The organism is Stenotrophomonas sp. CFBP 13724 (assembly GCF_014841975.1).
In the GTDB taxonomy this organism is placed as follows: Bacteria; Pseudomonadota; Gammaproteobacteria; order Xanthomonadales; family Xanthomonadaceae; genus Stenotrophomonas; species Stenotrophomonas lacuserhaii.
Genome location: NZ_JACYUW010000002.1, coordinates 42,146 through 60,099, shown reverse-complemented (window position 1 = coordinate 60,099; position 17,954 = coordinate 42,146). Strand labels below are relative to the sequence as shown.

Sequence of the window (17,954 nt, the reverse complement as noted above, 5' to 3'; positions counted from 1 at the left end):
CCGCAGGAGACACGCATGTCCCGTTCCTTTGCCACGCCGGCCCTTGCCCTGATCCTCGCTTCGTCGCTGCTGGCCCCGCCTGCACGCGCCGGCGACCTCAACAGCAGCGAAACCACGATGCTGATCTCCATCGTGTTCACCGTATCGGTGCCATTCGCCGCGTCGGTGGGCCTGGCCGAACTGTCCGCCGCCCCGTTCAAGGCCAGCGCAAAGCGCAACGCCGCAAAGCGGGTGCCGGCCAAGCCGCTGCCGGAAATGGAAGTCAAAGCGGTCACCACCAACACCGAAGGCGGCCGCACCGTGCAGCTGCAGGTGCCGGGCAAGGACGACCAGACCGCCACCCTGGAATGGCCGGCGCGCGCGGATGATCCCGGTGCGGGTTTCGCGGTCGGGCAGACGGTGGCCTTCGTGCCGACCCCGGCCGGCGCCGGCTGGAACGTGCACGATGCCGCCGGCCGCCAGCTGGCCTACGTGCCTACCGCCTACGCCGCGGCAGACAGCGCCAGCACCACCTGGTAATGGCTGCCGGCTGAACGTTCCCGGTTGGCCGCGCGCCCTGCCGGGGCGGATAATGCGCGTCTTCCTTTGAATCCGTGGCTCGCCATGCCTGTGCGTCCTGCCCCTGTGTTTGCCCCGATGACCCTGCGCGCGCTGCTGCTGGCGGTGCTGGCGATGGGCGCGGTGGTGCTGGGTTCGAACGTGCTGGTGCAGTACCCGATCAACGACTGGCTGACCTGGGGTGCCTTCAGCTATCCGGTCGCGTTCCTGGTGAGCAACCTGATCAACCGCCGCTTCGGCCCGGGCCCGGCCCGCCGGGTGGCGTGGGCCGGCTTCGCGCTGGCGGTGGTGCTGTCGTTCTGGGTGGCCACGCCGCGCATCGCGGTGGCGTCCTGTTCGGCGTTCATCGTGGCGCAGCTGCTGGACATCACCGTGTTCGATCGGCTGCGTCGGGGCAGCTGGTGGCGCGCGCCGATGGTGGCCACCACCTGCAGTGCCACGGTGGATACCGCGATCTTCTGGAGCATCGCGTTTGCCGGTTCGGCGCTGCCATGGATGAGCTGGGCGCTGGGCGACCTGGCGGTGAAGCTGGCGATCGGCGTGTGCCTGCTGGCCCCGTTCCGCGCGTTGTTGTGGAAGATGGCGCCGGTGCCAGGCGCGAGGTAACCCGGTAGCGCCGAGCCACGCTCGGCGCGCGCAGCGGCAAAGCAACAGCGTGACGACCAACGGTCGTCACCCACCAGCGCCGGGCGCCGTAGTGGCGACCTTGGTCGCCACCCACCAATGCCGTCATTACCCCGGCGTCAGGCGTCGAACGGGAGGCCTGCTTCCACGCACGCGGCGCTGATGCTCGCGCGTGCCTGTTCCAGCGCGTCACTCGGCGCGGCCATGCGCGGGCGGCGGTCCAGCGTGCAGGCCAGTCCCAACTCCAGCAGGGTGGCGTGCGCGGCCTGCAGTGCAGTGGCCCGTTCGGAAGGCAGCCAGCCGCTGGCCGCCAGTGCGTCGATCAGCCCCCGCGTATCACGGGGTTCAAGCAGCGCCGGATGCGCGGACGCTGCCCCCAACACGCCGGCCTGCAGCAGGAACTCCAGGTCCACCACCCCGCCCGCGCCCTGCTTGAGGTCCATCCGCGCGGCATCGCTGCGGTCCAGTTCGGCGCGCATGCGCTGGCGCATCTTGACGATGTCCGCGTGCAGCACCTGGCGGTCACGCGCGCGGCCCACCGTCTGCGCGCGTACGTCTTCAAAGGCTTCCAGCAGGTCGGCATCACCGGCCACGCCGCGCGCGCGCACCAGCGCCTGGTGTTCCCAGGTCCATGCGCGTTCGCGCTGGTACTCGCGGTAGCTCGCCAGCGATGACACCAGCGCGCCCTTGCCGCCATCCGGGCGCAGCCGCACGTCGATGTCATACAGCCGTCCGCCGGCGGTCACCGCGCCCAGCAGGGCCATCACCTTCTGCGCAAGCCGTGCATACCAGCGCCCGGGCTCCAGCGGACGGGCGCCATCACTGGCCTCCACGTCGGCTGGATTGTCGTGCAGGAACACCAGATCCAGGTCCGATCCGAACCCCAGTTCCAGCCCGCCCAGGCTGCCGTAACCGATGATCGCAAAGCGCCCACCGGGGATGTCACCGTGCGCGCGGCGCATGTCCGCCTGTGCCAGCTGCAACACGACATCCACCACCACCTGCGCCAGTTCGGCCAGCTGGCGGGTGCTGTCCACCGCGCCCTGGCGGCCATCCAGGCTGGCCATCGCCATGCGGAAGCTCAGTGCCAGGCGGATCTCGTTGAGCCAGCGCAGCGCCGATTCGGGGTCTTCCACCGCCAGTACCTGCGCGCACTCGGCCTGCATTTCCTCGCGGCTGGGCAGCGGCCCGGACACGCGCACGTCCAGCAGTTCATCCAGCAGCAGCGGGTAGGCTTCCAGCCGTTCGGCCAGCAGCGCGCTGCGTGCCAGCACGTCCACCAGCCGCGCCATCGAACTGGGTTGTTCATCCAGCAGCGCCAGGTAACTGGTGCGGCGCAGGATCGCCTGCAGCAGGCCCAGCACGCGCTTGAGCGCGGCATCGGGCTGCGGTGACCGGGTAGCGGCATGCAGCAGCGCCGGCAGCACGCGGTCCAGTCGCGTGCGCGCGCCATCGGACAGCGACTTCACCCCGGATGACTGCGCGAAATCACGCAGCATCTGGTCCGCGCCGTGGGCATCGGCGAAGCCGGCTTCCACCAGCAGTTGCGCGTCGCCGTGTTCGGGCAGGCCGCGCCAGTAGCTGGCCACCGCATCCGGCGCGGCCTTGCCCTTGCGCGGGGCCAGCAGCGCGCCGAATTCGGTACTGACGCGCTGCTGCTGCACGGCCAACGCATCGCGCAGGCTGTCGAAATCCGGATAACCCAGCCCGATCGCAATCCGCAGCCGGTCCAGCGGATCGGCCGGCAGGGTATGGGTCTGCGCGTCGCGCAGCATCTGCAGCCGGTTTTCCAGCCGGCGCAGGAACAGGTAAGCCTCGTGCAGCGCCGCCCCGTCTTCGGCGGCGATCTGCCCCGCGTCCACCAACGCGGCCAGCGCATGCAGCAGCCGCCGCTCGCGCAGCACGGGTTCGCGGCCGGCACGGATCAACTGCAGCGACTGGCACAGGAACTCGATTTCGCGGATGCCACCGGCACCGCGCTTTATGTCCTCGTGCATGTCACGCCGCGCCACTTCGGCGGTGATCGCCGCCTTCATGTCGCGCAGTCCATCCAGCGCGGTGAAGTCCAGGTAGCGGCGATACACGAACGGGCGCAGTGATGCCAGCCACTCCTCGCCCGCTTCGATGTCACCGGCCACCGTGCGTGCCTTCAGCCAGGCATAGCGTTCCCAATCGCGGCCTTCGCGCTGGAAATACTGGTCCATCGCCGCGAACGACATCGCCACCCGGCCGGCCCGGCCGAACGGGCGCAGGCGCAGGTCGACGCGATGGCTGAAGCCATCGGCGGTGGTGTCATCGAGCAGTTTGGCCAGCCGCTGGCCGAGCCGGGCGAAGTATTCATCGGCATCCAGCGGGCGCGCGCCATCGGATTCACCGCGCTGCGCGAAGGCGTACACCAGGTCAACGTCGGAGCTGAAATTCAGTTCGCCGCCGCCCAGTTTGCCCAGCCCGAACACCACCAGCCGTTGCGCCTTGCCGGCGTCATCGCGGACCACGCCGTGGCGGCTGGCGAACTCGGTTTCCAGCGCGCCCAGCGCCAGCTGCAGGCACTGTTCGGCCAGTCCGGTGGACCCGGCCAGGGTCTGCTGCACGCTGTCCATCCCGGCCAGGTCACGCCACACCAGACGGGTCGACATCGCCGCGCGGTAGCGTCGCAGCAGGCCCGGCCAGTCGGCCGGCTGCTGCGGTTCCAGCACCGGCGGGGCCAGCGGCGGGCAGCCGTCCTGTGCCAGATGCGACAGCAGGGCAGGCTGCCGGCACAGGGTGTCGATGGCGAAATCACTGGCGACGGCCAGTTGGCGCAGAAAGGGTTGCAGGCCGGGGTCCGGCGCGGCGCCCAGTGCGACGGCCAGGCGCGCAAGGGCACGGTCAGCCAATGGGACAAGGTCGTCGGGGAGCGGCGCGAAGGGTTGGGTCATAGGAGGATTGTAGGGCGCTGCGGCCTGTTGACGGCCAGCGGCCGTCACTACCCAGGGGCGTTATGACGGCCGATGCCGTCGCTACCGGGGCCTATTCAGCTGTACCCTGCAGGCGTAAAAAAGCCCGCTTGCAGCGAACTGCCAGCGGGCTCTGCTCCCTCCCCCACGTCGGGATGCAGGTCCATCGTGCCGACTGCAAAACCACATTGCACGCTGCAGTGCAAAACAATACCGGAGGGTACAGAAGCCTTCGCGCTGGAAGCGCCATCCCACCAAGGTCGCAGGTCCCGTACGGATGGGTTTGGCCGATAATCGGGGTTTCCCCCACGAAACATCGTCGTCATGCCTGCAGATCGCATCGCCAACGCGCGTCTCCGTGACCGCGTGGTCTCCGCCGAGGCCGCAGCCGCGCTCATCCAGCCGGGTGAAACCGTCGCCATGAGCGGCTTCACCGGCTCCGGTTACCCCAAGGCGGTGCCGGTGGAACTGGCCCGCCGCATCGAAGCGGTGCACGCGCAAGGGCTGCCGTTCCAGATCAGCCTGATGACCGGCGCCTCCACCGCCCCGGAGCTGGACGGTGCGCTGGCCAAGGCCGATGGCATCGCCATGCGCATGCCGTTCCAGAGCGATCCGGATGCGCGTAACCGCATCAACGAAGGCAAGCTGGATTACATCGACATCCACCTCAGCCACGTCGCCCAGCATGTGTGGTTCGGCTTCTACGGCGATATCGATACGGCGGTGGTGGAAGTCTCGGCGATCCGCGAGGACGGCTCGCTGGTGCCGTCCACCTCGGTCGGCAACAACAAGACCTGGCTGGACCTGGCCAAGAAGGTGATCATCGAGGTCAACGAGTGGCAGCCGGCCGGCGTGGACGGCATGCATGACATCTACTACGGCACCGCGCTGCCGCCACACCGCAAGCCGATCCCGCTGGTGCAGGCCAACGACCGCATCGGTGAGACCACGCTGCGCTGCGACCCGGACAAGATCGTGGCGGTGGTGCGCACCAACGGGCCGGACCGCAACAGTCCTTTCAGTCCGATCGACACCACCAGCGAGCAGATCGCCGCGCACCTGATCGAATTCCTCAAGCACGAAGTGGCCAAGGGGCGCCTGCCGGCCAACCTGCTGCCGCTGCAGAGCGGCGTGGGCAATATCCCCAACGCGGTGCTGGCCGGGCTGGCCAAGAGCGGCTTCCGCGACCTTGCTGCCTTCACCGAAGTGATCCAGGACGGCATGCTCGACCTGCTCCGCGATGGCGTGCTGAGCTACGCCTCGTGCACCGGTTTCGCGCTGAGCCCGCAGGCCAACGAAACGTTCAAGGAGAACATCGATTTCTACCGCGAGCGCATCATCATGCGCACGCAGGAAATCTCCAACCATCCCGAACTTGTGCGCCGCCTCGGCTGCATCGGCATGAACGGAATGATCGAAGCGGACCTGTACGGCAACGTCAATTCGACCCACGTGATGGGCACGCGGATCATGAACGGCATCGGCGGTTCCGGTGACTTCGCGCGCAACGGTTTCCTGTCGGCCTTCCTCAGCCCGTCCACTGCGAAGAACGGCAGCATTTCGGCCATCGTGCCGATGGTCAGCCATGTCGACCACACCGAGCACGATGTATCGGTGATCGTCACCGAACAGGGCCTGGCCGACCTGCGTGGGCTGACTCCGCGCAAGCGCGCGCAGGTGGTGATCGACAACTGCGCGCATCCGGATTTCCGTGCACAGCTGCAGGATTACTTCGACCGCGCCAGCCGGGAGAGCTACGGCAAGCACACCCCGCACCTGCTGCCCGAGGCGCTGAGCTGGCATCAGCGCTGGCTGGATACCGGCACGATGAAGGCCTGACGGCAGCACGGTGGGGCGAGCCTTTTCTGAAGGCGCGTCGCTGCGCGACCGGGTGGAATGAGGGTTTCCCCTCGTGGTCGCGCATCCCATGCATCCTGTCTGGTCAAGCACTCTTCCGCACGCTCCGCCCGCCGTCGCCCTGGCCCAGGCCGCCCTACCTCATCGTCCGGCTGCGCCGTGTTCGGTGGTCAACCAGGAGGGGCCGGCGCGTCCTGCGGACGTAGCCGCGCATGCGGAACACCTGTGTGTCTACCAAGGCTTGCCGGCGGCCATGGACTGGCTTGCCCGGGCTCCTGGGCCGTACGACGCATGCGTGCGCGACACCGCGCTGCAGAGGCTGATCCTCAACATGGGCAGGGACTGGCAGTGGCGGGCGCTGATGGTCAGGGACCTCCCTGCTGGGGCCGCGGCGCAGTGGGAGGTCCTGCGAGCGTATCGATGCGCGCTGGAATCCCTGGCCGAAGCAGTCAGTGCCACTGGATCAGATCGGCCCGGGATGCAGGGTTTCATCGAGCGAAGCCGGCAGCTGCGCAGCGCACTTGGCGACCTCGATGGCCCGTCACCGCCGAAGCGGCCGAGGGAGACCGCCAGCGATGGCGGCCCGGCGGGCCGCGCGATGCACGCAAGCGAGCTGCAGAGCACGCTCGACGAGTGGATGCATTGGCAACAACGCGCCTTCGGGGACGTTGTCCATGCTCTGCAACGCCAGGATACCGATGCGCTGCGGCCGTTATGGTCCGCCTACGCGTTGGATGATCACGCGCGTCATTCCCGCGAGCTGGCGCGTCGCATCCGGGCGTTGTTGATCATCGGCGACGCCGTGCGGCGCGATCCGGGCCAGCACTATCCCTTCCCACCCGCGTGCCACTACGACGGCGCCGTGGTCAACGCGCTGCGCGATGGAATGGACCCCGACGAAGTGCTCGCACGTTACCCGCTGGACCATCCCAGCCTGCGAACCTGGGTGCAGGCGAACGCAGGCAAACTGCGCGCTGGCCTGCCATTGCACGAGATGGATTCGATCTCCTGGCATGAGCTGGACGCCGTTGACGCGCTGCGGGCGCTGCAGGCGGTCGCCGGACCACCCGCTGCGAACGCACCCGCCCACCCGGTGTGCCAAACGCAGAACAGGCTGCAACGCTGACAGCAGACCTTCGCCGCCAAGCCATGAGCCCGGCATGTCGCGGCAGGGTGCAGGCGTGACGTTTTGCTGGAAGCATCGGTTGAGCGCACGCGGTCAACTACAAGGCCAGACCCAAGGACCCGCTCCGCATGCAGCCGATCCGCTCCGACGCCCCTTCCAGGATTGCAACGACGCCGCACGCTGCAACGATGACCCGCACGGAGCCGCGCCCGCGCTCCGTTGCCAACCTGGCCGCTTCCGCAGCGCCGGCGCTTCAGCCGGCGCTTGTCGAGGGCGGCGGCGACCGGCCGCTGGCCTTTGTTGCGCGTGTGGCCGATATGTGCCGCGAACAGGCGCTGTCCTGCGTGCTGGACCATATCGACCAGGGCGGAACGCAGGAAGCGTCGGTCGTGGCCGATGCGCTGCAGGCGGTGATCACCTCGCTGCCCGACGGATACGCCTGGAAACACCTGCGCCGGGATTGTGCCAATGCGCCGGCACCTCTGCCGTTTCGCAAGGTGCATCTGGATGATCCCACGCGCTTGCTGGAACAGGCCGCGTCGCTGCGCAGGCTGTCACAACAGGTCACCCGGGCACGCGAACAGGGCCACGAGCGCGAGGGCATGAGTGGCTTCACTTTGCGCGCCAAGCGGGTATTTCCACGGGTGGCTGCCGCCGAGGCAGGCTCGGACTACCGGGCGCTGCGTGATGAGATCGACGTGCTGATGCACTGGCCGAGCGCTGCGATTGGCGAGGTCCGGCATGCACTTGACCAGGATATGCCGGTCTGCTGCCATGATCTGTGGGCGCGTTACAACCTCGGCCAAGGCGGTCATGTGGCTGGCGAGGCACGATTGCACCTGTGGACGCTGCTGATCGGTGGCAAGGACAACCTCTATGCCCTCGCCTGCCAGGGCAAGGATCCCGCGATGTTCCATGGCCCGCTCATACAGGCGCTGCGCCAAGGCAAGCCTGCCGAAGCCGTCTGCGAGGACTTCCATGTGACCCACAAGGAACTGCGCGAATGGGTGCACCAAGTTGCGCCCGTGCTGGCCCGCAGGCAGCGACTCGACGTCTCACACGGGCTGCCGTTTCATCTCGGGATCTGAGCGGGCCGCGATGACCGCAGGCCTGAAGCGATCCTGAAGTGGCTGACTCAACTGGCGGTGGGCCGAGCCTTCCGCCTTTGCAACCGATCCGCAACTGCGCGCGCGGGCCAGCGATGATCCCCTGGAATCGACCCGCATCGCGTTTGCACTGGACCTGGACAGCGTGCTGGCCATGGACGTCATGCTGGAGCTGCGCAGCGAGATCGGTTCGCCAGCGGCGCGCGGCGGCTCGCCGGCCGGCTCAGCCGCGCAGCGCGACCAGTGAATCCTGCTGCAGCTGCTCGTACAGCGCGAACTCGTCGTGCACCCGGGCGCCCAGCGCGGCTTCGAACGCTTCGCGGTTGGCATGCGCTGCATACGCGCGCTGTTCGCCCCCGCCCAGGTTGGACTGGAAGATGCCCGCCGCGCTGACCGGCAGGAAATCTTCGTAGATGATCGGATCGGCCGTGGCCAGGCCTTCGGCGATCAGCACTTCAGCCGGCAGTTCGGCCACGCGCTGCTGGGCTGCACGGCCGGCATCGGTGAGCTGGTAACGGTAGTAGCCCAGGCCCTCGGCGCGCAGCGAGGCGTGGTCGTCCGGGAAGCCAGCGAAGGCCGCTTGCAAGCGCTGGCCATAGTCGCCGCCGGTGCTGCCGGCGCCTTCGGTTTCGCGTGCCTGCGCCAGCAACTGGTCGTACAACGCGCGGCCTTTCGGGGTCAACGCCAGGCCGCGCTGCTCGATCTCGCCGAAGCGCGCGGTGTGGGTCCCGGCATCGCCGCCGCCGTCCTTGGGGAAATGCACGGCCTCTTCCAGCGCCTTGAAGCTGGTCTGCCGCAGCAGGATCGGGCAGCGGCGGCGCGGCGGGCCTTCGATGACTGCCTTGGCGGCCATGCCGCGTTCGATCATCGCGGCCTGCGCCGCATCGATGTCCAGCGTGCGCGGGGTGAGATGGTTGATGTGCGGGCCGCGGAAACTGACCACGTCGGCGATCAGCCGGTGCGCGTTGCCCAGCGCATGGTAGGTATCCAGCGCCACCGTGGCATCGCTGTGCCAGCGGAAGGTTTCCAGTGCTTCGTTGACGAAGCGCTCGGCGTCTGCGGCGTGCAGTCCCCCATCGCGCTCGGCCTGTTCGACCAGCGCCAGCGCGGCGTCGGTGAAGATGCGCCGACGAGCCAGGATCTGTGCCGCCTGTTCGCGCAACGCCGGGTCTTCGATCAGTTCCAGCCGCAGCAGCGAGGTGAACACCCGGAACGGATTGGCGGCCAGCGCGGTGCCATCGATCGGGCGGAACGCGGTGGAATGCACCGGCACGCCGGCCACGCTGAGATCGTAGTAGGCAACCGGGTACATGCCCATCACCGCGAACAGGCGGCGCAGGGTCGACAGTTCTTCAGCAGTGCCGACACGGATGGCGCCGTGGCGCTCTTCATCCAGCCGGCCGCGGCCGTCGTTGCGCTCCAGCTGCGCGGCCAGGGCGGTGTCTTCGGCCAGCACCTGCGCGTTGATCTGCGCGACCAGGTCGACCAGGTCGCCGTACAGCGGCACTTCGCTGCGGTACATGCGGGACATGGCCTGCGCGAACAGGCGGCGGATGGCATCGGGCGAAACGAATTCGGCAGCGCTCATGGGATACCCAGCAAGGAACACGGAACATGCGTTGGCTCGCATTGTCGCCGGGCCACCGCTGCTTTGGTAGCGCCGAGCCATGCTCGGCGGCGGTTCCGGCAGCCCGCCGAGCGTGGCGCGGCGCTACCTGCCCAGCTGGCGGCGCAGCGTGGCATCCAGCGTGATCGGCCGATCCCAATGCCGGTAACTGGCCACGATGGCGTGGCGCAGCGCGCGCTTGTGCAGGTTGTCCGGTGGCACCGGCAAGGCCTCCACGGCCGCCTCCCAGCCGCCTTCGCGGTGCGCGCTGAACGCCCTCACCACCTGGCGGCAGCTGACCTGGATGGCCTTCGCCCAGAAACAGGCGAAGTACACATCGGCGGCGTGCCAGCCGTGGTTATTGACCAGCGCGGCGATATAGCCGCGATCCACGCCGCTGTAGCGCGCCACCTCGTCCAGGAAACTGTCCGGGTAACGCTCCGCGTAGTGGTTGATGTCCGCCAGCCAGGTGTCGATCCACGCATCACCGGTATCCACCGCGTAGGTGGCCGATTTCTCCGCCGTCTGCTGGGCCGGCGCGATCGCAGGCACCAGCAGCAGGGACACCATCAGCAGCGTTGTCAGCAGGCGGTTCATGCCGGGATTGTGACGCAGCGGGGCCGTCGTGTCAGGTCACGCACCGCGCGCGGCCGTCGCCTTGGCTTGGATGGCCTGCAGCGCGGCCGGCCAGTCCCAGGCCGTATCGGCGGTGACCATGCGCGGCTCGTCATCGGCCACGCCATGTTCGGTTTCGTGGGCCCAGGTAACGGCATACGGGGTATGCACGCCCCAACCGCCCAGCGTCACCACCGGTTCGATGTCCGAGCGCAGCGAGTTGCCGACCATCACGAACTGGTTGATCGGCAGATCGAACTCGGACAGCACGCGCGCGTAGGTTTCCGGATCCTTCTCCGACACGATCTCGATGCGGGGAAACAGGTCGTGCAGCTGGGCGACCTTGATCTTGGCCTCTTGGTGGAACAGGTCGCCCTTGGTGATGAGCACCACCAGATGATCCTCGGCGATCTTCGCGACCGATTCGCGCACACCGTCGATCAGCTCCACGGGATGGCGCAGGGTGTCGTGGCCGATGTCCAGCATGCACTGGATGTGCTTCGCGCTGACCCGGCTGTCGGTGATCTCGATGGCCGCTTCGATCATCGACAGGGTCATCGCCTTGACGCCGTACCCGAAAACCGCAAGGTTGCGCCGCTGCACGTCCAGCAGATGCCGGGCAGTGCGGGTGTCGTGCACGTCGATGTAGTGCGAGAGAAGGTCGAGGTAATCCTGTTCGGCCTTGCGGTAGTAATCCTCGCTCTTCCACAGCGTATCGTCACCGTCAAAACCAACCAGACCGATGGCGCTGCCGCGCCCGGGCGTGGATATGTTCATGCGTGAAGAATAACAGGGCGGCCCACACACTGGCCTGCGTGGGCCGCCCTGGTGGGGCGTGCCGACCAAGGTCGGCACCTACGGGTCGGCACCTGCGGTAGCGCCGAAGGCGGCTTCAGGAGCCGCTGCCAACGTCGCCTGCGACGGCCCGCAGGGTTCCGGTCAGGACGACCGGCATAGCCATGCTCGGCGGCTTCTGATGCTGCCGCGCGGTGCGCTCGCCGAGCGTGGCTCGGCGCTACCGGGACCGCAGTCTCGGAACTTAGTTGCCCTGTGCGCCGGCGGCGCCCTGCTGGGCCTGCACGAAGGCCTTGTACTCATCGGCGGACAGCTCGCCATCCTTGTTGGTATCGGCCTGGTCAAACACCTGCGCCAGGCCGGCATTCACCTGTGCCTCGGTCTTGCTGATGGTGCCATTGCCATCGGTATCGATGCTGGCCCAGGTCTGGCCGCCGCCGTTGGCCTGCGCTGCGGCCTGGCCAGCGGCATGCGTGGCCTGGTCTGCGGCGTTACCGGCTTCGGCTGCCTGGTTGCCGGCCGCAGCGGCCGCCTGCTGTGCCTGCACGGCCTGCGCCTGTGCAGTAGCCGCCTGATCCTGTGCGGCGCTCTGCGCCATGGCCGGAAGGGTAAACACACTGCCGGCGGCAACGAGGAGGGCGATCAGCGGCTTGCGGTTACGAAGAGTCATTGGGTGGTCTCCTTGGATGTGATGTTGCACGGCCATGTATTCCGTACGGGGCCTACGTTGGCAGCGTGCCGATGAACACAAATTGGGGCGCAGGTGGCCCTCACACGCGGCATTAACCACTACACGGCGCTCATCGACTACCGGCTTGGTTAGAAGCCGGTGAGTAGGACGTAAGGTGCACATTCAGCGGCCCGGAATTTAACCCTCGCCAAACGAAAATCAGTCCGCGCCGTCCTGTTTTGCCGCTGACCGCGAACTGAACAAAAGCCATCCAAGGGCGACACCGGACAACGCGCCGATGATCTCCAGCACCACCCGGCTGCCCAGTTCGTTGGGATCGTGGATGGTGGAAAGATAGAGACGCGCGTAGAACGGCGATTCCATCCGCACGATGCCCATGTAGAACAGCTTCCACATGTCGATGCCGGCGGAGATGACCACCGCGATCCCGCTGGCCCAGCCCAGTGCGTGGCCGTGGGCCCAGCGCAGCGCACGGGCAATGTGGTGGAACAGGAAATACACCAGCAGGCCGACCAGCAGCGCGATGCCAGCGGCTTCCAGGGTGCCGAGCAGGCCAAAATGGAGGGGAAGGTTCATGGCCACAGTGTAATGGCCGGGCACCCCGCGCGAATCAGTCCACCGGCACGTCGTAGGCGGTGCGCGGATCCGGCTCGGGCTGGAAGGTGTAATGCCACCATTCCTGCGCATAGTTGACGAACCCTGCGGCGGCCATCGCCTGCAACAGGCGCTGCCGGTTGGCCTGCTGCAACGGGGTGAGTCCATCGGCAGCGGTATGCGCACGCTTGCCGAAGAAGTCGAAGTCGGTGCCCATGTCCAACGGCGTGCAGCGCCCGGCCTCGCACTGCATCAGGCCCACGTCCACGGTGGCCGCACGACTGTGGCCGGAGCGCTCGGCGATGTAGCCTTCGGCGAACAGGCGGGACTTGTCCACGTCCGGGTACTGCGTGGCCTTGCGCGAGGTTTCGTGTGGATCCCGTGCCCATGCCACGAAGGCCTGCACCGAACGCACCGGGCGGTAGCAATCATGCACCTGCAACGCATGGCCCTGGCTGCGCAGCGTGCGTTCCACCCTGGCCAGGGCGTTGGCTACCGGCGGCAGCAGATAGCAGGCAGGTGCCGCGTAGCCGGGCACCGGGCGGCCGGTGAAGTTGTTGGCAGTGGCGAAGCGGATATCCAGCGCGATGCCGGGCGACAGCGTGCGGATCTCCACCAGCCCGGCTTCGGCAGCGCTGCGCGCGGGCGAAACGGTGGGCGCTTCAGCGGCGCGCGCGCTCGTTGCCAAGGCAATCGCCAGTACGAGTGAAGTGCAGGTCCTGGTAGTCATAGCTGAAGTCGATATCCGGGTCGATGGCGCGCAGTTCCAACGTCGGGACGGGTGCAGCAGTGGGCTGCAGCCACGCCTGGGCGGCCGCTTCCAGCGTATCCCAGCGCAGCACCCAGCGCGCCCCTGCCTGCAGCACGTCGGCCTGCAGGCGCGGCGATTTGTCCACGCTGAAACGCAGCCGACCCTGCATGGGGCAAAGTGAGGCCTGACCGAGCCACGGGTCGCGGTAGCGCCCCTGCATGGCGTGCAGTGCGGTTGCCGGCGCGGGCGCGGTGCTGCGGGTATCCGGCAGCGGAGCGGCCTCTGTCGGTGATGGCGCGCGTGCCTGCGCCAGCTGGTCCAGCCAGCCGTCCACGCCGGATGTGCTTTCCGGTGCGGTGTAGTGTTTCAAGGCAGCCTGCATGAGCGCGGTGCGTGCGTCTTCGCCTTCCCCGTTGATCAGCAGCACGACGCCGACCTTGCGCTCGGGCAGCAGCGCCAGCGAGGAATACATGCCGGACAGCGTGCCGGTATGCGCCACCTTCCACTGCCCGTCCAGGTCGGAAAGGCGCCAGCCGTAGCCGTAGCCGGCGAAGTGCGCGTTGTCCCAGCGCCGTTGCCGCTCGCCCAGGGGCATCGGCATCTGCAGCGTCCACAGCTGGCGGCGCTGTTCGCTGCCCAGCCAGTCCGGCACCAACGCCGGATCCAGCAGCACCTGCATCCAGCGCAGCATGTCGTTCAAGGAACAGCGGATGCCGCCGGCGGCCATCGACGGTGAATCCGGACTGGTATCGCCGTCCACGGCAACGACCACGTTGTGTCCCTCGCGACGTACGTGGGGCTGGGCGATGTTGCCGACCGCTACGGTGGACCATTCGCCTACCTGGCAACGCGACAACCCGAGCGGGATGAACACCTGTTCGCGCATCAGCTGGTCGTACGGCTTTCCACCGGCTGCCGCCGCCACTTCGCCGGCCACCACGTACATCAGGTTGTCGTAGGCATAGCCGCTGCGGAAGCTGGTGACCGGCTTGAGATGCGCCAGCCCGGCGATGATATCGGCGCGGGTAAAGTGGTTGGGCTCGGGCCACAGCATCAGGTCGCCGGCACCCAGTCCGAGTCCGCTGTTGTGGATCAGCAGGTCGCGTACCTGCATCTGTTCGCCCACCCAGGGATCGAACATGGTGAACGAAGGCAGGTGGCGGCGGACCGGGTCATCCCAGCGCAGCTTTCCCTGTTCCACCAGGCGGGCGAGCAGGGCAGCGGTCATTGCCTTGCTGTTGGAGGCGATCTTGAACAGGGTTTCGTCGTCGATGCGCGCGTCCGGGGTGTCGCCGCGCATGCCTTCGGCGCGGCGGTAAACCACGTTGCCGTCTTCCACCACGCCCATCGCAATGCCGGGCAACTGCTCGCGCTGCACCGTGCGTTCGAGCATGGCGTCGAACGGGGACGCTGCCAGGGCAAACAGCAGCAGGGGTGCGTACATGACGGGCAACCTCGGAAAGGCGGGCGTGTGAGGTAGCGCCGAAGGAAGCGGCAGGAGCCGCTGCCAACGTCGCTTGCGACGGCCCGCAGGGTGCCGGTCAGGACGACCGGCATCGCCTTGCTCGCCGAGCGCAGCGGGAGCAGCAACAGCGTGACGACCAACGGTCGTCACCCACCAGGGGCAAAAGCGTGACGGCCAGCGGCCGTCACTACCGGGTCAGAAGTTCCAGGCCACCACCAGTTGTGCGTAGCGCGGTGCCTGCCAGCGGGTGCCGGTTTTGAACGTGGCTTCGCGATAGACACCCGGTTGGCTTTCGTAGCGCTGGTGCACGTTGATCACGGTCTGGTTGTTGAACAGGTTGTAGACCGACAACCGCGCGCTCAGGTCGATGCCGTCCACCGGCAGGCGCCAGGTCACGTTGGCGCCCATGGTCCAGGTCCACGGCAGGTTGCCGAACGCACCGCGGGCGGTGGGCTCGAACACGCGCTGGTCGTAGGTGCCGGTGCAGTTGGCCACGCACAGCCAGCCGGTGCCGCCCCCGCTGCCCTCGCTGGAGGTGCTGCCGCCGGCCACGGTGTCGCCCGGCCACATCACGCCGAAGGCGGTGACCGGGCCGCCGGACTGCACCTGCAGCGTACTGCCGAAGGACCACTGCTCGTTCAACGCATAGGCCGCGCGGAACTTGAACTGGTGGCGGAAATCGTTGAACAGCGCGCCGTAGCGCTCGTTGTTGGAAGGATGGTCCCAGTGCTGGACCATGCCGGTGTCGCCGTAGTTGGTGTCCGAGTTCACCGGGCCTTCGAAGTTGCCCTCGCTCTTGGACCACAGGTAGGACGCGTTGAACATCCACTTCTCGTCCCACGCGCGGTCCAGCTGGAACTCCAGCGCCTTGTAGGTACGCTTGGGCTTGGAGTAGCCCACTACTTCGCCGCTGCCGCCCTTGCGATAGCCGCTGTTGGCGGTGTCGATGGTGATCCAGCCTTCCTCGGCGCAGCCGATGCTGGAATCGCCCCAGATGGTCAGGCTTTCGCCGGGATTGGCGATCGGCCACAGCGTGCTGCCGGTCGGGCCGCACGGGGTATGGTTCAGGCGCATGTCATCCAGCGCGCGGGTCATCCGGCGGTAGGTGCCGTTGACGCCCCACGACCAGGCCTGGTTGATCATGGTCTGGAAGCCGAGGATGTACTCGTCCTGGTAGACCGCCTTCAGGTCCTTGTCCACGCTCTGCCGCAGATCGGCCGCGCCGGTGTTCATGCGGGTATCGGTGGGACCGACCTGCTGGCCGATCACCGGCGCCATGTACGGCGCACCGGTGACCGGATTGCTCTGCTGCTGCCAGCCGTTGAGCACGTAGTAGCTGTATTCGTCAGTGAGCCCACCGGCGAAGTTGACGTTGATGTTGTTGGTCACCGGCAGGTAGTAGCGGCCCGCATTGCCGAACAGCTTGGTGCTGCCGTCGCCCTTGATGTCCCAGGCAAAGCCCACGCGCGGGGCGATCAGGTCGTCCATCTTGATGAAGGCATCGCCATCGGCGGTGCGGTTCTCGAAGCGGTCCCAGCGCACGCCCAGGTTCAACATCAGGGTGGAGGTGATGTTCCAGATATCTTCCAGGTAGAAGGCGTTTGCTTCGGTTTCGAAGGTGCCGCCGGACACGCGGTTGCGCGCGCGCAGCATCTGGTTGACCCCCGCCGGTACGTAGGCGTTGGCGCCGTCCCAGACTTCATCGCCCGGCCGTGCCGCGTACGCGGTGTAGGTCATCTGGCTCGGCCCCGGATAGCGCGTGGACTGATCGGTGGTCATCAGTTCGCGATCCACGCCGAAGCGCAGCAGGTGGCGGCCCAGCGCCCATTCGAAATCCAGCCGCGCGGCGTCGCGGGTGTCATCGCGCTCGGCGATGGCAGTGCCGGTGGGGTGGCAGCCGGCGCGCAGGCCATTCAGCTGACCCAGGTACGGCGCATAGGTGGCATCGGTGAACACGGCATCGCAGTACAGGTCCAGCGTGGAGTTGGAGAACGCCCGCTGGTTGTTCTGGCCGACCATCGCCTTGGCGGTGAAGCTTTCGCCGAAGCGGCCGGTATAGGTCGCCGACCAGTTCTTGCCGCCGCCATCGGTCAGCGTGTCACCGCCCCACTGGCCCAGCGTCTGCGTGTCCCAGTTGTAACCGGACGAGGCCTGCGTGGTCTCGGTTTCGTCGGAGAACGCGAGCAATTCCAGGGTGTGGTTGTCGGTGATGTTCCAGTCCAGCTTTGCCCCCCAGAAATCATCGTCGCCGGTGTTGTCGAACCAGGTGCGGCCATCGGAGGAGGTGTTGTTGCCGTCTGTATCGCGCTTTTCATACATCGCGAAAAGGAACAGTCTGTCCTTCACCAGCGCGCCGGAACCCCAGACGTTGGTCTTGGTGAACGAGGTGGCGTCGGTGCTGGCGTAGGAGTGCGGCGAGCCATCGCGATGGAAATGATCGCGGGCGGCCGAGCGCCACGCATTCGGTTCGAAGGTGACTTCTGCACCGCCTTCGAACTCGTTGCTGCCCGAGCGGGTGACGGCGTTGATCACACCGCCGGTGGAGCGGCCGAACTCAACCGAGTATCCGCCGGTCTTGACCTGGAATTCCTGGAAGAAGCCGAACGGTGCGCTGGAGAAGCCACGCCGGGTGTACATGTCGGTGACGTTCAGGCCGTTGATGTAGACCGCGTTCTCGGCCACGGAGGAGCCGGCGAAGGACAGCCCGCCGAACGAGGAGTTGCCGCCCACCACGCCCGGTGCCAGCAGGGCCACCGCGGACAGGTCCTGCGCCACCGGCAGCCGCGAGATTTCCTGGCGGTTGACGTTGAAGGAGGTCTCGGTGGAGTACACGTCCACCCGGTTGATCACCCGCGAGCCGACCACCTGCAGCGCATCCAGGTTGACCACGCCACCACTGCTGGCCAGGTTCACCGTGGTGGTGCCACCGACGGCCACGCTGACGCTGACCGGCTCGCCCAGGGCGGCACCGTCGCGGCTCAGCTGCAGGGTGTAGTCACCGACCGGCAGCTGGCCGAGCCGATAGCTGCCATCGCTGCCGGCAGTGGCCGAGCGGGTCAGCCCGGTACCGCGGTTGACCACGGTGACCAGGTCACCGGCGGTGGCCCGGCCGGCGACTGCGCCGGAAACATTCTGCGCCGTTGCGATGCTGGGCACGATCATGCCCAGGCACGCGCCCAGGGCGACGGTCAACGCCGCCCGCTTGATATTGATTGCCTTCATCCCCTGCT

At 67.4% G+C, this 17,954-nt stretch carries 14 protein-coding genes; 5 read left to right on the top strand and 9 right to left on the bottom strand.

What is annotated here, in order from left to right:
• The first annotated feature begins 15 nt into the window (after window positions 1-15).
• Together IFT63_RS11310 and IFT63_RS11305 are read left to right on the top strand one after the other, a co-directional pair.
• Window positions 16-519 carry a hypothetical protein gene (locus tag IFT63_RS11310; RefSeq protein ID WP_192084236.1) on the top strand — a complete coding sequence of 168 codons (504 nt, stop codon included), beginning with the start codon at window positions 16-18 and terminating at the stop codon, window positions 517-519.
• Window positions 520-603: 84 nt separating this feature from the next.
• Entirely contained in the window at window positions 604-1,164 is a 561-nt protein-coding gene (locus tag IFT63_RS11305; RefSeq protein ID WP_192084235.1) for a queuosine precursor transporter, read from the top strand.
• A 137-nt stretch (window positions 1,165-1,301) separates the two neighbouring features.
• Here the strand turns inward: IFT63_RS11305 and glnE are convergent, their stop codons facing one another.
• Window positions 1,302-4,100, bottom strand: coding sequence for a bifunctional [glutamate--ammonia ligase]-adenylyl-L-tyrosine phosphorylase/[glutamate--ammonia-ligase] adenylyltransferase (glnE, locus tag IFT63_RS11300; RefSeq protein ID WP_192084234.1), 2,799 nt, complete (start codon window positions 4,098-4,100; stop codon window positions 1,302-1,304).
• A 342-nt stretch (window positions 4,101-4,442) separates the two neighbouring features.
• On the opposite strand from glnE, the gene IFT63_RS11295 reads away from it, so the two are divergent.
• The 3 genes from IFT63_RS11295 to IFT63_RS11285 all read left to right on the top strand — a co-directional run bounded on the left by IFT63_RS11295 (window position 4,443) and on the right by IFT63_RS11285 (window position 8,189).
• Entirely contained in the window at window positions 4,443-5,957 is a 1,515-nt protein-coding gene (locus IFT63_RS11295; protein WP_192084233.1) for an acetyl-CoA hydrolase/transferase family protein, read from the top strand.
• A gap of 271 nt (window positions 5,958-6,228) precedes the next feature.
• Entirely contained in the window at window positions 6,229-7,101 is an 873-nt protein-coding gene (locus IFT63_RS11290; RefSeq protein ID WP_152620703.1) for a hypothetical protein, read from the top strand.
• Window positions 7,102-7,229: 128 nt separating this feature from the next.
• On the top strand, window positions 7,230-8,189 hold the full coding sequence (locus IFT63_RS11285; RefSeq protein WP_152620704.1) for a hypothetical protein: 960 nt from the start codon (window positions 7,230-7,232) through the stop codon (window positions 8,187-8,189).
• A gap of 241 nt (window positions 8,190-8,430) precedes the next feature.
• Here IFT63_RS11285 and IFT63_RS11280 read toward each other — a convergent pair whose 3' ends face one another.
• The 8 genes from IFT63_RS11280 to IFT63_RS11245 form a co-directional block, all read right to left on the bottom strand.
• Entirely contained in the window at window positions 8,431-9,795 is a 1,365-nt protein-coding gene (locus IFT63_RS11280; protein WP_042615102.1) for a VOC family protein, read from the bottom strand.
• 123 nt (window positions 9,796-9,918) lie between these two features.
• Entirely contained in the window at window positions 9,919-10,410 is a 492-nt protein-coding gene (locus IFT63_RS11275) for a hypothetical protein (protein WP_042615103.1), read from the bottom strand.
• A gap of 36 nt (window positions 10,411-10,446) precedes the next feature.
• Window positions 10,447-11,205, bottom strand: coding sequence for an HAD family hydrolase (locus IFT63_RS11270; RefSeq protein WP_192084232.1), 759 nt, complete (start codon window positions 11,203-11,205; stop codon window positions 10,447-10,449).
• Between the two features lie 262 nt (window positions 11,206-11,467).
• Window positions 11,468-11,893, bottom strand: coding sequence for an EF-hand domain-containing protein (locus tag IFT63_RS11265; RefSeq protein WP_192084231.1), 426 nt, complete (start codon window positions 11,891-11,893; stop codon window positions 11,468-11,470).
• A gap of 219 nt (window positions 11,894-12,112) precedes the next feature.
• Window positions 12,113-12,490 carry a hypothetical protein gene (locus tag IFT63_RS11260; protein WP_042613550.1) on the bottom strand — a complete coding sequence of 126 codons (378 nt, stop codon included), beginning with the start codon at window positions 12,488-12,490 and terminating at the stop codon, window positions 12,113-12,115.
• A gap of 34 nt (window positions 12,491-12,524) precedes the next feature.
• Entirely contained in the window at window positions 12,525-13,238 is a 714-nt protein-coding gene (locus tag IFT63_RS11255) for a M15 family metallopeptidase (RefSeq protein ID WP_192084230.1), read from the bottom strand.
• A complete protein-coding gene (locus IFT63_RS11250) occupies window positions 13,171-14,652 on the bottom strand; it encodes a serine hydrolase (protein WP_249404464.1) in 1,482 nt (493 codons plus the stop codon). Before IFT63_RS11250 ends, IFT63_RS11255 begins: the two co-directional genes overlap by 68 nt.
• A gap of 267 nt (window positions 14,653-14,919) precedes the next feature.
• Window positions 14,920-17,946: a TonB-dependent receptor gene (locus IFT63_RS11245; protein ID WP_042613548.1), complete on the bottom strand. Its 3,027-nt coding sequence runs from the start codon at window positions 17,944-17,946 to the stop codon at window positions 14,920-14,922.
• Window positions 17,947-17,954 lie beyond the last annotated feature (8 nt).

Excerpts from the sequence above, each read along its gene's own strand:
- IFT63_RS11310 (WP_192084236.1), top strand. The coding sequence starts at position 16 with ATGTCCCGTTCCTTTGCCACGCCGGCCCTTGCCCTGATCCTCGCTTCG.
- IFT63_RS11305 (WP_192084235.1), top strand. The coding sequence starts at position 604 with ATGCCTGTGCGTCCTGCCCCTGTGTTTGCCCCGATGACCCTGCGCGCG.
- glnE (WP_192084234.1), bottom strand. The coding sequence starts at position 4,100 with ATGACCCAACCCTTCGCGCCGCTCCCCGACGACCTTGTCCCATTGGCT.
- IFT63_RS11295 (WP_192084233.1), top strand. The coding sequence starts at position 4,443 with ATGCCTGCAGATCGCATCGCCAACGCGCGTCTCCGTGACCGCGTGGTC.
- IFT63_RS11290 (WP_152620703.1), top strand. The coding sequence starts at position 6,229 with ATGGACTGGCTTGCCCGGGCTCCTGGGCCGTACGACGCATGCGTGCGC.
- IFT63_RS11285 (WP_152620704.1), top strand. The coding sequence starts at position 7,230 with ATGCAGCCGATCCGCTCCGACGCCCCTTCCAGGATTGCAACGACGCCG.
- IFT63_RS11280 (WP_042615102.1), bottom strand. The coding sequence starts at position 9,795 with ATGAGCGCTGCCGAATTCGTTTCGCCCGATGCCATCCGCCGCCTGTTC.
- IFT63_RS11275 (WP_042615103.1), bottom strand. The coding sequence starts at position 10,410 with ATGAACCGCCTGCTGACAACGCTGCTGATGGTGTCCCTGCTGCTGGTG.
- IFT63_RS11270 (WP_192084232.1), bottom strand. The coding sequence starts at position 11,205 with ATGAACATATCCACGCCCGGGCGCGGCAGCGCCATCGGTCTGGTTGGT.
- IFT63_RS11265 (WP_192084231.1), bottom strand. The coding sequence starts at position 11,893 with ATGACTCTTCGTAACCGCAAGCCGCTGATCGCCCTCCTCGTTGCCGCC.
- IFT63_RS11260 (WP_042613550.1), bottom strand. The coding sequence starts at position 12,490 with ATGAACCTTCCCCTCCATTTTGGCCTGCTCGGCACCCTGGAAGCCGCT.
- IFT63_RS11255 (WP_192084230.1), bottom strand. The coding sequence starts at position 13,238 with ATGACTACCAGGACCTGCACTTCACTCGTACTGGCGATTGCCTTGGCA.
- IFT63_RS11250 (WP_249404464.1), bottom strand. The coding sequence starts at position 14,652 with ATGCTCGAACGCACGGTGCAGCGCGAGCAGTTGCCCGGCATTGCGATG.
- IFT63_RS11245 (WP_042613548.1), bottom strand. The coding sequence starts at position 17,946 with ATGAAGGCAATCAATATCAAGCGGGCGGCGTTGACCGTCGCCCTGGGC.